General features: G+C 70.6%; 13 protein-coding genes. 10 read left to right on the plus strand and 3 right to left on the minus strand.

Annotation, left to right across the window (positions count from 1 at the left end; genetic code table 11):
• Nucleotides 1–112 precede the first annotated feature (112 nt).
• Nucleotides 113–913 carry a nitroreductase family protein gene (locus tag DW299_RS00375; RefSeq protein ID WP_136035247.1) on the plus strand — a complete coding sequence of 267 codons (801 nt, stop codon included), beginning with the start codon at nt 113–115 and terminating at the stop codon, nt 911–913.
• 116 nt (nt 914–1,029) lie between these two features.
• On the opposite strand, the gene DW299_RS00380 is transcribed toward DW299_RS00375, so the two are convergent.
• Together DW299_RS00380 and DW299_RS00385 are read right to left on the minus strand one after the other, a co-directional pair.
• The gene (locus DW299_RS00380) at nt 1,030–1,971 is read right to left on the minus strand and encodes a phosphotransferase (protein WP_136035248.1); all 942 of its coding nucleotides are present in this window, start codon (nt 1,969–1,971) and stop codon (nt 1,030–1,032) included.
• 356 nt (nt 1,972–2,327) lie between these two features.
• The gene (locus DW299_RS00385; RefSeq protein WP_136035249.1) at nt 2,328–3,854 is read right to left on the minus strand and encodes an FAD-dependent oxidoreductase; all 1,527 of its coding nucleotides are present in this window, start codon (nt 3,852–3,854) and stop codon (nt 2,328–2,330) included.
• Nucleotides 3,855–3,940: 86 nt separating this feature from the next.
• Between DW299_RS00385 and DW299_RS00390 the strand changes: the two genes are divergently transcribed.
• From DW299_RS00390 to DW299_RS00430, 9 genes are all read left to right on the plus strand, one after another.
• Nucleotides 3,941–4,315 (plus strand): CrcB family protein, encoded by a 375-nt coding sequence (locus DW299_RS00390; RefSeq protein WP_240744567.1) that lies wholly within the window; start codon nt 3,941–3,943, stop codon nt 4,313–4,315.
• Nucleotides 4,312–4,671, plus strand: coding sequence for a fluoride efflux transporter FluC (locus DW299_RS00395; RefSeq protein ID WP_136031388.1), 360 nt, complete (start codon nt 4,312–4,314; stop codon nt 4,669–4,671). The genes DW299_RS00390 and DW299_RS00395 overlap by 4 nt, the downstream gene beginning before the upstream one ends.
• Nucleotides 4,672–4,781: 110 nt before the next feature.
• Nucleotides 4,782–6,044, plus strand: a complete 1,263-nt coding sequence (locus tag DW299_RS00400; RefSeq protein ID WP_136031390.1) for an ABC transporter substrate-binding protein — start codon at nt 4,782–4,784, stop codon at nt 6,042–6,044.
• Nucleotides 6,045–6,048: 4 nt separating this feature from the next.
• The gene (locus DW299_RS00405; RefSeq protein ID WP_136031392.1) at nt 6,049–7,011 is read left to right on the plus strand and encodes a carbohydrate ABC transporter permease; all 963 of its coding nucleotides are present in this window, start codon (nt 6,049–6,051) and stop codon (nt 7,009–7,011) included.
• Nucleotides 7,004–7,894 (plus strand): carbohydrate ABC transporter permease, encoded by an 891-nt coding sequence (locus tag DW299_RS00410; RefSeq protein ID WP_205814301.1) that lies wholly within the window; start codon nt 7,004–7,006, stop codon nt 7,892–7,894. The genes DW299_RS00405 and DW299_RS00410 overlap by 8 nt, the downstream gene beginning before the upstream one ends.
• Before the next feature lie 3 nt (nt 7,895–7,897).
• Complete coding sequence (locus DW299_RS00415) at nt 7,898–8,953, plus strand: LacI family DNA-binding transcriptional regulator (protein WP_136035250.1); 1,056 nt, start codon at nt 7,898–7,900, stop codon at nt 8,951–8,953.
• Nucleotides 8,954–8,995: 42 nt separating this feature from the next.
• Nucleotides 8,996–10,177 carry a Gfo/Idh/MocA family protein gene (locus tag DW299_RS00420; protein ID WP_205814302.1) on the plus strand — a complete coding sequence of 394 codons (1,182 nt, stop codon included), beginning with the start codon at nt 8,996–8,998 and terminating at the stop codon, nt 10,175–10,177.
• Nucleotides 10,178–10,261: 84 nt separating this feature from the next.
• On the plus strand, nt 10,262–10,849 hold the full coding sequence (locus DW299_RS00425) for a TetR/AcrR family transcriptional regulator (protein ID WP_136035252.1): 588 nt from the start codon (nt 10,262–10,264) through the stop codon (nt 10,847–10,849).
• Nucleotides 10,850–10,865: 16 nt separating this feature from the next.
• Nucleotides 10,866–14,075: an efflux RND transporter permease subunit gene (locus DW299_RS00430; protein WP_136035253.1), complete on the plus strand. Its 3,210-nt coding sequence runs from the start codon at nt 10,866–10,868 to the stop codon at nt 14,073–14,075.
• A 93-nt stretch (nt 14,076–14,168) separates the two neighbouring features.
• Here DW299_RS00430 and DW299_RS00435 read toward each other — a convergent pair whose 3' ends face one another.
• A complete protein-coding gene (locus DW299_RS00435) occupies nt 14,169–15,065 on the minus strand; it encodes an aldose 1-epimerase family protein (RefSeq protein ID WP_136035254.1) in 897 nt (298 codons plus the stop codon).
• Between the last annotated feature and the right edge of the window lie 418 nt (nt 15,066–15,483).

A 15,483-nucleotide genomic window follows, 5' to 3' on the forward strand; every position in this document is an offset into this window, starting at 1 on the left:
ATCCCGTACCTCGGCACGCACACGCGCCGCCACCCGCTCGTGGCGCTGGCCGCCGCGCCCTTCGTCCTCGCGGGACTGCTGCTCTCCCGCTCCGCCGACCGGAAGTGAACGCATGGAACTCCTCGACGCCATCCGCCGCCGCAAGACCACCAACGGCCCGTTCCTGCCCGACCCCGTGTCGAAGGAGCACCAGCGCATCCTGCTGGAAGCGGCAGGGCGGGCGCCGTCGCAGCTGAACAGCCAGCCGTGGCGCTTCGTGGTGATCGAGAACCGCGACACCATCGAGCAGATCGCGCGCATCTCGGGCGAGAGCATGACCGAGGCGATGTCGAACGGCACCTTCTTCGAGCGCTACAAGCCGTACTTCCGGTTCAGCGAGGAGGAGATGGAGCAGAAGCGCAGCGGGATGCTGTTCGACAAGCTCCCCGCTCCGCTGCGGCCGTTCACCTCGCAGGTGTTCACGAAGCGGGGCCAGACGCTCATGAACACGTTCGGGGTGCCGAAGACGCTCGGCTCGGAGAACCGCAAGCTCGTGGCAGGGTCGCCGCTGCTTCTCGGGGTGATGCTCGACCGCAGCGAATACCGGCCGGGACAGCTGTCGTCGTTCTACTCCGTGTTCAGCATGGGGGCCGCGATGGAGAACGTGTGGCTCACCACGGTCGAGCTCGGGATGGGCATCCAGTTCATCTCCTTCCCGATGGAGGTGCCGGGGCGCTGGGACGAGATCGTGTCACTGCTGCGCGTGCCCGACGACCTGGAGCTCATGGCCGTGTACCGGCTGGGGTACCTGCCGCCCGAGCAGCGGCGCCCGGCGATCGACTGGTCGAGCAGCCAGCGCAAGCTCGCGTCGCAGTACGTCTTCCGCGAGAGCTGCGACACCCCGCAGCAGGGGTGGGATGAGCCGCTGCGCTGACGGGGTCGCGCCGTTAACGTCGTCCGGAACCACTGCGTGGCGGCAGTTCTCGGCTGAGGTTGACCCCCGGTTACGGCTCATGCCTAAGACACCGAGGATTCGCCGGAAGGGGATCCCTATGCGTCCGGCGTGCTCGCAGATTCGTGTCCGACGTCCGCGAGGACCCGGTCGAGCGCCGTCCGGCCCGCCGGCCCCCACGCCTGCTTGCCGCCGGGCAAACCGCGATCGCCGTTCTGGCCCATCAGCATCAGGAAAAGGCACTTCAGTACGGCCAACCCGCGGGCACGTCGAATCGCCGCGTCGTCAGCATTGGCGTAGACGGTGAAGAAGCGTGCTGCCGCGCCCATCGGCAGCAGCAGCCAGGCGGCGGCTAGGTCCACAGCCGGATCGCCGGCGAATAGGTCGCCGAAGTCCACGACGCCCGCCAGCGTCCCGTCTTCGACCACGACGTTCGCCGGATGCAGGTCCCCGTGCACCCACACCGGTGGCCCCGTCCATGCGGGTGCCGCAACGGCATCTTCCCAGACGGCCCGAACTGCGGCGACGTCCGAGCCGATCACGTCCACGTCAACGGATCCGAGAAAGTCGTCGAAGCCGTTCGTGAGGTCACTCGGGTGCCCACCACGAAGCGTGTCAGCCGGTGCATCTGCGGGGGCAGCCACATGCAGCGCCCGGAGGAACGCCGCCAAGGTGTCGGCCGCGTGCTCGCTGCGCGTGATTGACGCCTGGTCCAGTGGAAGGCCCGGCACCCAAGTCATGACTGTCCACATCTTGGGGAACCGCTCCGAAGGTGCGCCACTTCGCATCGGGACTGGGATCGGCAATGGCAGGCGCGGGGCGAGCAGCGGTAGCCACTGGCGCTCCTTGAGCTGGTGGTCGAAGTCGGTATCCATGCGCTGGATCCGCACGGCCAGTTCGTCCCCGAGGCGCCACATCTGGTTACCCCAGCCGCCCTCCACCTCACGAAGCGGCAACTCAGCGAGGTCCGGATGCTGGTCTCGCAGCAGACTGCGGATGAGGCTCTCGGTGATCTCGGTGTCGTCCCGCAAATCGGTCATGTCACCCAACCCTACTGAGGTTGGTTCCAAGTGCAGGCGAGCGCGGCGCTGATCAGGGACGGTGGAGCTGATGTGCACGCAGTCTTGAAGTTCGGGAGGCCACCCTGCCGTAAACGATCGTTTCCGGCAGCCTCATCGACGTCGACGACCAGGTGCACGACACGCAAGAATGTTCCGCCGAAACCCCCTGCCGAAACCGAATCGCGCCGGAAGGATGGCAGCACCGTTTTCGGCGGTTCTTCGTCGCGTGGAGACGGTGCACCAGGCACAAGCCGATGGGCGTTACGACCCGTGGCTCACGCCTGATGCCATTCGCGGGTGCGAGGCGACGGGGGAAAAGTTCGCTGCGTTGACGCTCAGGGCTCGGTCGTGCGCGGGAACGACCGCAGGTCTTCCAGCGCCGGCCCCTCGATGCGCGTGCCGTCCGCGGCGAAGCGGGAGGCGTGCAGCGGGCAGTCCCACGTGCACTCCGCGTCGTTCCAGTCGAGCACCCCGCCGAGGTGCGTGCACACGGCGCTCACTGCACGGGTGACGCCGTCGACCGTCGAGATCGCCACGGGTCGCCCGCCCCGGTTCGCCACGACGCCCTCGCCCTCCGCCGGCTGCGGCACCGGCACGGGCGTGGCCTCCGCATCCACCCAGCCCTTGGTCGCCGCCGCGGCCACCTTGGCGCCCTCGACCGCGCCCCGCGCCAGATCGGCGGGAACGGTCAGCCGCGTGCCGATGCGGATCATCCACGACGGGCGCTCGCTGCGCTTCGTGCCGATGACCTCCTCGGTGAGCCGCAGCGCTGCGGCCGGGGCGTTCGACAGCCCCCACTTGGCGTACCCCGTCGCGAACCGGATGCGGCCGAGTCCGCGGGGCAGCGCCCCCACGAACGGGATGAGGTTGTGCGACTGGTAGTCCTGCGCCGACCAGCGATGCGTCTCCTCCGCGTCGGGGAAGTGCAGCCGCGTCCACGACACGAGGTCGTCGATGGCCGCGGTCTCGCCGTCCGAGCGCCCCACCGGGTGGCCGTTGCCGCCCACGACGAGCTGCGCCGTGCCCCCGGGGCCGTCGGCGTGCGACACCGGCCGGATCGACCGCGTGGGACTGTCCGCCGAGATGAACGTGCCCTCCGGCACGCCCCCGGAGACCCGGAACGATACGCAGTAGGAGCGCATCCCGGCCACCTTGGAGAAGTACAGACCCCGGTCCAGGATCGGGGTTCCGGTGGCGAGGACGATGTGCTCCGCGAACATCGGCCCGGCGGCGGTCTCGACCCGCGGGTCGGGGAGGGCATGCGCCCCGGTGACCCGGACGCCGGTGTGGAGGGTGCCGCCGTTCGCCACGAACTCCTTCGCCAGGGCGTCGGCCACGGCGACCGGGTCGATCGTGACCTGGTGGTCGAGAGCGACCGCGCCCGCGACCGGGAACGGCGTGGACAGCTCGTGCGGTGTGAGCAGCCGCGTCGGAAGTCCGGCCTCGCGGGCTGCGGCGTGCTGGTCGCGCACCGACTCCATGCCCTCGGCGCTCTGCGCGTAGGTGTGGTCGGTGCGCTGCGTGTACGACACCCCGGCGCTGTCGGCGAAGCCCGTGAGCCAGTCCATGCCGGCGCGGTTCGCGTCGACGTAGGCCTGCACGAGCGAGGCGCTGTGGTGCTGCCGGATCGTGGCGAGCTGCTTCCCCTGCAGCAGCGACAGCTTGCCGGTGTTCCCGCCGGACGCCAGTTCGGCGATCGCGCCCGACTCGAGCACCGCGACATCGAGACCGGCGCGCGTGAGCATGACCGCGGTGGAGAGCCCGGTGAGTCCCGCGCCGACGATGATCACGTCGTGCCGTGCACCCGGGTCGAAGGGGGTGCCGAGGGGCGCGGCCTGGTCGACCTTCCAGAGAGGCATCATGCGACCAGTGAACGACGGCGGCGGCCGGGCTCCCAGCGGCTTGACAACGGACGGTCGCGCTGTCATGCGGCAGTACAGTGGCCAACGTGAACCTCCGCCGCGTGCTGCTCGTCGCCCTGGGCGGCACGGTCGGCACGGCGGCGCGGCTGGCGCTCGGCCTCGCGCTGCCCGACCCCGGGGGATTCCCGCTCGCGGTGCTGCTCGCCAACCTCCTCGGGGCGCTGCTGATCGGGGTGGTGGCGGCACGGCTCCCCGCCTCGGCCGACCTGCGGCTGCTGCTCGGCACCGGGGTGCTGGGCGGCTTCACGACCTACAGCGCCTTCATGACCGGGACGGTCGCGCTGTGGGACACGGCCCCGCTGCTCGCGGTCGCCTACGCCGCCGGGAGCCTGGTGCTCGGGCTCGCTGCCGCCGCGCTCGGCCTGCGGCTCGGACGACCCCGGCGGGGAGGGGCGTCGTGAGCCCGCTGCTGTTCCTCGCGGCGGCGCTCGCGGGCGGCGTCGGTGCGGTGCTGCGCTACCTGCTCGACCTCGGGGTGGCACGGCTCGCGGGGCGCCGCTTCCCGTGGGGCATCCTGGCGGTGAACCTGAGCGGGTCGTTCGCGCTCGGCCTCGTGACGTCCGCGCTGCCCGAGCAGGCGTTCGTGCTGGGGGCGGGGCTGCTGGGCGGCTACACCACGTTCAGCACGGCCATGCTCGACGCGGTGGCCCTGTGGCGCGACGGCGCGAAGCCCGCGGCGGTGTTCGACGCGGTCGGCATGCTGCTGCTCGGGCTGCTCGCGGCCGTGCTCGGCCTGGGCCTCGGCGCGCTTCTCTGATCCGCCCTTGCGCAGTGCCGGTGGGCGCCGCTACTCTCGTGCTAATCGTTTAACGCTAAACGGTTAACACTGCGTTCCACCCGCTCGTGCACCCGTCAAAGGAGACCTCGATGCCCCGCACCACCCGTCGCGCCCTCGGCGCCCTCGCCGCCTCGGCGGCCGCCGTCCTCGCGCTGTCGGCCTGCTCCTCCTCCGCCACCGGGGAGTCGTCCGACGGCGACATCACCCTCAGCTACGCCATCTGGGACGAGAACCAGAAGCCGGCCATGGAGGACATCGCCGCCGCCTACACCGAGGAGCACCCGAACGTCACGATCGAGATCCAGGTCACGCCCTACAAGGAGTACTTCACCAAGCTCCAGACCGCCGTCACCGGGGGATCCGCCGCCGACGTCTTCTGGATGAACGGCCCCAACTTCCAGCTCTACGCCTCCAACGGCCAGCTCGCCCCGCTCGACGGCGTCGACGCCTCCGACTACCCGCAGGGCCTCGTCGACCTGTACACCTACGACGGAAAGCTCTACGGCGCCCCGAAGGACTTCGACACCGTCGCCCTCTGGTACAACAAGGCGCTGTTCGACGCCGCGGGCGTGGAGTACCCCAGCGCCGGCTGGACGTGGGACGACTTCACCGCCGCGGCCGCGAAGCTCACCGACCCCGCCACGGGTCAGTACGGCATCGCCGCCAGCCAGTACGGCCAGGAGAACTTCTACAACTCGATCGCCCAGGCCGGCGGCGAGGTCATCTCCGCCGACGGGACCGAGAGCGGCTACGGCTCGCCCGAGGCGCTGGAGGGCATCGAGCTGTGGACGAACCTCATCGCGGACGGGTCCTCACCCACCGCGCAGCAGATGACCGACACCAACCCGGAGGACTTCTTCCTCTCCGGCAAGGTCGCCATGTTCCAGAACGGCTCCTGGGCCGCCATCGCCTACGCCGACAACGCCGACATCGGCGGCACGGTCGACGTCGCCCCGCTGCCGGCCGGGCCCGAGGGCAACCAGAGCGTGATCCACGGCGTCGGCAACGTCGCCAACGCCAAGAGCCCGCACCTCGACGCCGCCCGGGACTTCGCCGCCTTCGCCAGCGGGGAGCAGGCCGCGAAGATCCAGGCCGAGACCGGCACCGTGATCCCCGCGTTCAACGGCACCCAGCAGGCCTGGGTTGACGCCCTCCCGCAGTACGACCTCCAGGTGTACATCGACGCGCTCGACACCGCCGTGCCCTACCCCGTGTCGAAGAACACCTCGGCGTGGACCAGCATCGAGAGCGAGGTGCTGTCGCAGGTGTGGTCGGGTGCCGTCACCCCGAAGGACGGCCTGAAGGACCTCGCCGCACAGATGCAGACCGCGCTGGACGGCGAGCAGGAGTGAGCGCATGACCGTCATCGCGCCCCGCGCGGTCGCGCCGACGGCCGAGCGGACGCCGGAGGCCCGCCCCTCCGGTGTCCGCCGCCGGCGCCGCACCCCCGGCGCCTCGCCCTGGTGGGCCCTGGTGTTCCTCGGCCCCACCGCCCTCGGCCTGGCCGTGTTCTACCTGTGGCCGACCGTGCGCACGCTCATCATCTCGTTCACCAAGTCGGGGCCGTTCGGCGGCTCCGAGTGGATCGGCTTCGACAACTACGCGCGACTCCTCCAGGACCCCGAGCTGCTCGGCGCGCTGCGCAACACCGCCGTCTACACCGTGATCGCCCTGATCGGCATCCCGATCGCCGTCGGCATCGCCGCCCTGCTCAACACCACCGGCCTGAAGGGGCGCAGCGCCTACCGCACGCTCTACTTCATCCCCGTCGTGACCATGCCCGCCGCCATCGCGCTGGTGTGGCGCATGATCTACAACGGCGACTACGGCGTGCTCAACGCCGCGCTCGCCGCGGTGGGCATCGAGGGGCGCAGCTGGCTGACCGACCCGAACACCGCGCTCGTCGCGATCGCCGTGGTCGGCATCTGGGCCGGACTCGGAACCAACATCGTCATCTTCCTCGCCGGGCTGCAGGGCATCCCCGACACGATCATGGAGGCGGCCGACCTCGACGGCGCCGGACCCGTGCGGAAGTTCTTCTCGATCACGATCCCGCTGCTGTCGCCGTCGATCTTCTTCGTGAGCGTGATCAGCGTGATCGGCGCGCTCCAGGTGTTCGACCTCGTCTACATGATGCTCGGCCGCAGCAACCCCGCGATGCCGAACACCCGCACGGTCGTCTACCTGTTCTACGAAGCCGGATTCCTCGACAACGACCGCGGCTACGCGGCCGCCGTCGCGTTCCTGCTGCTGCTCATCATCCTCGTGCTGACCATCGTGCAGTTCCGGCTCCAGAAGAAGTGGGTGCACTATGAGTGACGTCTCCCTCGACACCCGGGCCGTGGTCGGCGCCGCGTCCACGCGCTCGCGCGGCGCCGGACGCCCCCGCAACCGCGGGCTGTGGATCGTGCACGTGGTGCTGATCCTCGGCGCCGTGCTCATGGTGTTCCCGTTCGTCTGGCAGCTGCTGACCTCGTTCAAGACGCTGTCCGACTCGGTGCAGGTGCCGCCCTCGTTCCTGCCGCGCGAGTGGGTGTTCACGAACTTCGCCGAGGTGTTCGACTCGATGCCGTTCGGCCAGATGTTCCTCAACTCGGTGCTGCTGACGGTCGGCCGCACCGTGGGGCAGGTCGCGCTGTGCACCATGGCCGGCTACGCCTTCGCGCGCATCCCGTTCCCCGGCCGCAACGCGCTGTTCGTCGTGTTCCTGTCGGTGCTGATGGTGCCGTCGCAGCTCTACCTGCTGCCGCAGTACGAGATCATCCAGTCGCTCGGCTGGCTCAACACGCTCCAGGCGCTCATCGTGCCCGGCATCTTCAGCGCCTTCGGCACCTTCCTGATGCGGCAGTTCTTCCTGTCGATGCCCGCCGAGTTGGAGGAGGCGGCGCGCATCGACGGCGCGAATCCGTGGCAGACCTTCTGGCGGATCATGGTTCCGCTCGCGAAGCCTGGCATCATCGCACTTGTGGTGTTCACCGTGCTGTGGTCCTGGAACGATCTGCTGTGGCCGCTGATCGTGACCACCGACCCCGCGAAGATGCCGCTGTCGGTGGGGCTCTCCCAGCTCGTCGGCATCCACGGCACCGACTACCCGGTGCTGATGGCGGGCGCCCTGCTCGCGACGCTGCCCATGCTGGTGACCTTCATGATCCTGCAGCGGCAGTTCATCCAGGGCATCGCGTTCAGCGGGACGAAGGGCTGAGTCATGGCACAGCGTGAACACGTCCCGGCCCGCCGCCCGACCCTGCGGATGGTCGCCGAGCGCGCCGGGGTATCGACCGCGACCGTGTCGTACGTGTTCTCCGGACGGGCGGGTGCCAGCGGCGCCGGTGTCGCCGAGGCCACGGCCGCCCGGGTGCTCGCCGCGGCGGAGGAGCTGAACTACCGCCCGAACACCGCGGCGCGCGCCATCCGCACCGGGCGCAGCGGCATGGTGCAGCTCTCCCTGCACATGCTCAGCGACCCGTGGTCGCTCGCGGTGGCCGACGCCGTGAACGCCGAGGCCAACAAGCACGGCCTGACCACGCTGATCCTCGCGGACGGCGACTGGCACGCCGCGCTCGACCGCGTGGAGAGCGACGTGGCCTACCTCGACGGGGTGGGCCTGGACGAGGAGGACGCCCGGCGGCTGGGCGACCTCGTCAAGCGCGGACAGCGGCTCGTCGTGTTCTCGGAGCACCTGGAGCCGGACGGCTTCGACGTGATCCGCTCCGACGCGATCCCCGGGTGCGAGCTCGCGATGGACCACCTCCTGGAACGGTACACCGCCATCGGCTGCATCGCCGCGGAGGGGGCCGTGCGCCTCGCGGGGACGCAGGTGACGCGGTACACGCCCTACGTCGAGAAGCTCGCGGCGGCCGGGATCGAGCGCACGCCGGAGTGGACCGTGACCTACGCGGAGACCCAGGCGAGCGCGTTCACCGCGGCCATCGAGCTGCTGTCGCGGGACGATCGCCCCGACGCCGTCTACGCCACGACCGACTTCGCCGCGATCGCCGCGATCAACGCCGCCCACATGCTCGGGCTGCGGGTGCCGCACGACGTCGCGGTGATCGGCGTCGGCAACACCCCCGACGCCCGGCTCATCGCCCCGACGCTGACCACGGTCGGCCCCACCGACTTCTACGAGCGGCAGGCGCGCATCATCGTCGACCGCGCCCTCGAGAGCGATCCGTCGCCGGGAACCCTGCACGAGTTCCCGTGGTCGCTCGTCCCCGGCGGCTCGACCGACCTCGACGCCCCCGCCCCGCGCGCCCGCTGAGCCGCCACCCCTCTCTGCATCGACTTTCACGAAGGACTTCTGTTGGACCTCCACATCGGCATCATCGGCTTCGGCGCGCGCTCCACCCTCCACGAGGAGGTGCACCGCCCGGGTCACGGCTCCCGCATCACGGCGGTGTGCGACCTCTCGCCCCGCGCCAGGGACGACGCCCGCGCGCTCGTGCCCGACGCCCTCATCACCGGCTCGCTCGACGACCTGCTCGCCTCGGGCGTCGACGCGGTCATGGTGCTCACACCGGACGACACCCACGCCGCCCTGACGATCCGGGCGCTGGAGGCCGGGGTGCCCGTGTTCTGCGAGAAGCCGCTCGCGATCGACCTCGCCGACGCCGACCGCATGCTCGCCACCGCGCGGCGCACCGGCACCCGTCTCTACATCGGGCACAACATGCGTCACATGCCCGTGATCACCCTGATGCGCGACCTGATCCGGCAGGGGCGCATCGGCCAGGTCAAGGCCGTGTGGGTGCGGCACTTCGTCGGCCACGGCGGCGACTTCTACTTCAAGGACTGGCACGCCGACCGCAGCCGCACCACCGGGCTGCTGCTGCAGAAGGGCGCCCACGACCTCGACATCATCCACTGGCTCGCCGGCGCCTACACGGAGCGGGTCGCGGCGATGGGCGGGCTGAGCGTGTACGGCGACATCACCGACCGCCGCGACCGCACGGGGGAGCGGATGCCCGACTGGTTCAGCATGGACAACTGGCCGCCCACGGCGCTCACCGGGCTGCACCCCGTGGTCGACGTGGAGGACATCTCGATGGTGAACCTGCAGCTCGAGGGCGGGATCCTCGCGTCGTACCAGCAGTGCCACTTCACGCCGGACTACTGGCGCAACTACACGGTGATCGGCACCGAGGGCCGCATCGAGAACCTCGGCGACGTGGCCGGCAGCGAGGTGCGGCTGTGGAACCGGCGGCACGCGGGAGCGGCCCCGGCCGACGAGACCTTCATCGTGCCGGAGGTGCCGGACGCGGGCCACGACGGGGCGGACGCCCTGCTCGTCGCCGAGTTCCTCCGGTTCGTGCGACACGGCGGGCTCACCGCGACCTCGCCGGTTGCAGCGCGCGAGGCCGTGGCGGCCGGGATCCTCGCGACCGCGTCGCTGCGCGGAGACGGCTCGGCGATCGCGGTGCCGCCGCTCGACCCCGACCTCGTGGCCTACTTCGAGCGCGGACAGGTCGAGACCGCCGCGGCCTGAGCCGACGCGGAGCCGCGGCTCTCAGGCTCCTCACACCGGAGCGAATGTACAAACGTACATGTACGGGTGTGCGGGAGGTGCGGGATGGCGGAGAGCGGGCGTCGACGGCGCGACCCCGAAGCGCGCCGCCGGGAGATCGTGACCGCCGCGGCCGAGCTGATCGTCGAGGTCGGCGCCGAGGCCATCACGCACCGCATGGTCGCCGCCAGGGCGGGGGTGCCGCTCGGCGCCACGACGCAGTACTTCGCCACGCTCGACGACCTCCGCGGCGCCGCGTTCCGCGCCCTCGCCGACGAGATCGAGTCCCGGCTCGACGGCGTGCGGCAGACCCTCGCCGAGCAGGGAGCGGGGCCCGGGGTGATCGCGGCCCTCGTGTGCCGGAGCGCCGAAGACGGCCACGCCGTGCAGGCCGACCGCGCCGTGGTCACCGCGGCCGTGCACGACCCGCGACTGCGCGAACTCGCCCGCCACCTGTCGGACCGCCTGGTCGACCTGCTCGAGCCGACCTATGGCGCCGACCGCGCCAAAGCGGCGATGATCTTCATCGACGGGGTCATGTGGAGCACGCACATCCGCGACGACCGCCTCGATCAGTCCTTCCTCGAGACCGCACTGGCGCGGATCCTCGGAGAGCCCCTCTCCACCCCCTCCGCTGCGACAGCCACCCCCTGACACCGAGGAACACGCCTTGTCGAAACTCGCCATCCTCAGCCTGAAGAACCGCGCCCTCATCGCGCTCGTGACGATCGTCGCGGCCGTGTTCGGCGGGCTCGCGCTCACCAACCTCAAGCAGGAGCTGATCCCCTCGCTCGAGCTGCCCGCGCTCGTGGTCATGACGACGTACCCCGGCGCCTCGCCCGAGGTGGTCGAGAACGACGTCTCCACCCCGATCGAGTCCGCGATCCAGGGCGTGCCCGACCTGGAGTCGACCACCGCGACCAGCACGACCAATGCGTCGATCGTGCAGGCGATGTTCGCGTACGGGACGAACCTCGCCACGGCCGAACAGAAGATCCAGCAGGCGATCAACCGCATCTCCTCGCAGCTGCCGGAGGACGTCACGCCGCAGGTGCTGTCGGTGTCGATCGACGACTTCCCGGTGATCCAGGTGGCCGTGACCGGCTTCGACGACGCCGACAACGCGCAGGCCCAGCTCGAGAGCGTCGCCATCCCCGACCTGGAGGACGTGGACGGCGTCAACGCAGCCGAGATCGTCGGCGGGGTCGGCCAGCGCATCACCATCACGCCCGACGTGGGCCGCCTGGCCGCGGAGGGGCAGAGCACGCAGGCGATCAGCTCGGCCCTGCAGCAGAACGGCACGCTGTTCCCCGGCGGTGATATCACCGAGAACGGCGAGACGCTGACCGTGCAGACCGGGGCCAAGATCACCTCGGTCGACGAGATCGCCGCGCTGCCCCTCGTCGGCACCTCCCTCACGATCGGCGACGTCGCGACCGTCACCCAGGCGTCCGACCCGGTCACCTCGATCTCCCGCGTGGACGGGAAGGATGCGCTGTCGATCTCGATCACCAAGCTGCCCGCCGCCAACACGGTCGAGGTGTCGCAGGGCGTGATTGCCGCGCTCGACGAGATCGGCAAGGCACTGCCCGACGCGGAGTTCACGGTCGTGTTCGACCAGGCGCCGTTCATCGTGCAGTCCATCGACACGCTCGCCACCGAGGGCCTGCTCGGCCTCGTGATGGCCGTGCTCGTGATCCTCGTGTTCCTGCTCTCGGTGCGCTCGACCCTGGTCACGGCGATCTCGATCCCGACCTCCGTGCTCATCACGTTCATCGGGCTGCAGGCGTTCGGCTACTCGCTCAACGTGCTGACCCTCGGGGCGCTGACGATCGCGATCGGCCGTGTGGTCGACGACTCGATCGTGGTGATCGAGAACATCAAGAGGCACTACGTCGGCGACGCCGACAAGGGCGATGCGATCCGGCTCGCGGTGCGGGAGGTCGCCGCGGCGATCACCGCGTCGACGATCACGACCGTGGCGGTGTTCCTGCCGATCGTGTTCGTCGGCGACATGGTCGGCGAGCTGTTCCGGCCGTTCGCGATGACCGTGACGATCGCGATGGTGGCGTCGCTGCTGGTCGCGCTCACGATCGTGCCGGTGCTCGCGTACTGGTTCCTCAAGCCCGGCAAGCCGCTGCTCGACGAGCACGGGAACGCGATCGACCCCGAGCACCCCGACGCCCCGCCGACGGCGCTGCAGCGCGGCTACCGGCCGATCCTCGGCTGGACGCTGAAGCACTCCGGACTCACGGTGGTCCTCGCGGTGGTCGTGCTCGGCGCGACGCTCGCCGCGGCCCCGCTCATGAAGGTGAACTTCCTCAGCGACTCCGGGCAGAACACCATGACGGTGACGCAGGATCTCGGGCCGACCGCGAGCCTGGAGGCCAAGTCCGACGCGGCCGCGCCCGTGGAGGAGGCGCTGCTCGACATCGACGGCATCGAGCACGTGCAGGCCTCGATCGGGTCGAGCGGCTCCGCCCTGCGCGACGCCTTCTCCGGCGGCGCCGGCATCACCTACTCGGTGCTCACCGACGGCGACGCCGACCAGGAGAAGCTGCGCGCCGAGGTGCAGGACGCGATCGACGGCCTCGGCGACGAGGTCGGAGACGTCACCGTGGCCTCCTCCGCCGGCTTCGGCTCCAGCGACATCGAGATCACCGTCACCGCCTCGAACGGCGACGACCTCGCCACCGCCACCTCGGCGCTGGTGGAGGAGCTCGACGGGCGCGACGGCATCGGCCAGGTGACCGACAACCTCGCCGAGGCGCTGCCCTACATCGCGGTCGTGGTCGACCGGGAGGCCGCGGCCCAGGTCGGGCTGTCGGAGGTCGCGGTGGGCTCGATCGTGTCGAACACGATGCGCCCGCAGCAGATCGGGTCGGTCGAGATCGACGACACCGCTCTCACGGTGTACCTCGTGAACCCCGCGCCGCCGACGACCGTGGAGGCGCTGCAGCAGCTCGCCATCCCGACCGCCGCGGGCATCGTGCCCCTGCAGGACATCGCGACGGTCGAGCAGCGCAACGGCCCCACCTCGATCACGACCGAGCAGGGCCGCCGGACCGCGACGGTCACGGTCCCGCCCGCGTCGGACAACCTCGCGGTGGCCACGCAGTCGGTGAGCGCCGCCATCGCCGCGGTCGACCTGCCCGACGGTGCTTCGGCCGAGGTCGGCGGTGTCGCCTCGCAGCAGGCCGACTCGTTCTCGCAGCTGGGTCTCGCGATGCTCGCGGCCATCCTGATCGTGTACGTGGTGATGGTCGCGACCTTCAAGTCGCTGCGCCAGCCGCTGCTGCTGCTCGTGTCGGTGCCGTTCGCGGCGACCGGCGCCATCCTGCTGCAGATCGTGACGGGCGTGCCCCTGGGCGTGGCCTCGCTGATCGGCGTGCTGATGCTGATCGGCATCGTGGTCACGAACGCGATCGTGCTGGTCGACCTCGTCAACCAGTACCGAGAGAAGGGGCTGTCGACCGCTGACGCGGTGATGGCGGGAGGCGAGAAGCGTCTGCGCCCCATCCTGATGACCGCGCTCGCCACGATCCTCGCGCTGACGCCGATGGCGCTCGGCATCACGGGTCACGGCGGGTTCATCTCGCAGCCGCTCGCGATCGTCGTGATCGGCGGACTCATCTCCTCGACCGTGCTCACGCTCATCGTGCTGCCGACGCTGTACAACCTCGTCGAGGGCGCGAAGGAGCGGCGCCGCGCACGGCGGGGCGACGGCGGCACGGGCGACGACGGTTCCGGCCCGGACGCCCCGGCGTCACCCGTCGCGCCCACCGGAGCGGCCGCGCAGCCCGTCATCGCGGGAGCCACGGTCCACGCGGACGGCACGCCGGTCAGTCGCCGCGAGCTGCGCGATCACCACGGCGAGTAGAGCGCGCCACGACTCCGCGGAAGGGGCCCCGATGCGCATCAGACGATGGGGATCGGGGCCCTTCGCGCGCGGATCGGAGGAGGTGCGTCGGCCTCAGCCGAACGTGATGCCCCACTCCAGCGTCCAGGTCTCGCCCTGAGCCAGGCGGCGCAGCCCGATCCCGCTGTTGAACGCGTCGGCGGGGGCCGTCATCGGTTCGATCGCGACGGCGAGCGGCGTGCCGGGGTAGTTCCGCGCCGTGTACACCTGGGCGACGTCGAAGCCCTCGCCCTGCCACAGCGTGACGGTGCGGCCGTCGGGCGCGGTGAGGGTGTGGCGCACGCGGCCGTCGGCGTCGCGGTCCAGATCGGTCAGCCCGGTGTCGAGCGTCGCATCGCCCAGGCGCAGCCCCGTGCGCAGCGCCGGATCGGCGGGCCGGGTGCCGACCGGCAGCAGGCGGTCGTCGGTCTCGAAGGCGGTCTGCGCGGGAACCCGCAGCACCAGCTCGTGCGGGTCGACGTCGCCGATCGTGACGAACGGGTGCGTGCCGAGCGCGACCGGCGCCGCGTTCTCCGACCAGTTCGTGATGGTGTGCGTGACCTCGATGCCGTCGGCGGTGAGCACGTAGGCGACCGAGGTCTCGAGCAGATACGGGTAACCCGTCTGCGGATACACCGTGGCGCGCAGGGTCGCCGCGGCGTCGGTCTGCTCGACCGCGTACGGCGTGAAGCGGAGCAGGCCGTGGCTGGCATTGGCCGTCTTGGGCTCGGAGACCGTGAGCTGGCGGACCGTGCCCTCGTCGTCCCAGCGGCCGTCGCGGATGCGGTTGGGCCAGGGGACGAGCACGACGCCGGAGCACGACGGGGTGGGGGTGTCGAGCGGATACGGGGGCACGAGGTCGACCTCGCCGATGCGGAGGGAGCGCAGCGACGCGCCGACCTGGGCGATCTGCGCTGTCACCTCGCCGAGTCCGAGGTGCACCTGGAGGCCGGTGGGGGAGACGGGGGTCACCCCGTCATCGTAGTGGGGCGCGGGTCGCTCCCAGGGTCGGCCGGTACACTGGCATGGTCGGCTTCGGACACCCGCGCAGGGCGCGGACGTTTTTCAGTGTGTGAAGTGTGAGTCCAGGGGCCGATGGTGAACGTCGATCGACGTGAATCAACCATCACAGGAATGGCCCCGGCCGCAGATCGTCCGGAACTCCGCATCCGTCGGAGTGCTCGCGCGCGTGCGCAGCGCTGTTCTCGTGCGAGAACGCAGAAGGACACCCCCCGCATGCCCAAGAACAAGAAGCCCAAGGGCGGCCGCGCCGCCGCCAACTTCGAGCCGCGCTACGGCGCCAAGAAGACCTCCTTCCACGAGCGGCACCGCGGTGCGCCCGCCCGTGACGGTGCGCGCGACGAGCGCGGTACCAGGGCCGACACGGGCG

The organism is Microbacterium sp. K35 (assembly GCF_004794375.1).
GTDB classification, from domain to species: Bacteria; Actinomycetota; Actinomycetes; order Actinomycetales; family Microbacteriaceae; genus Microbacterium; species Microbacterium sufflavum.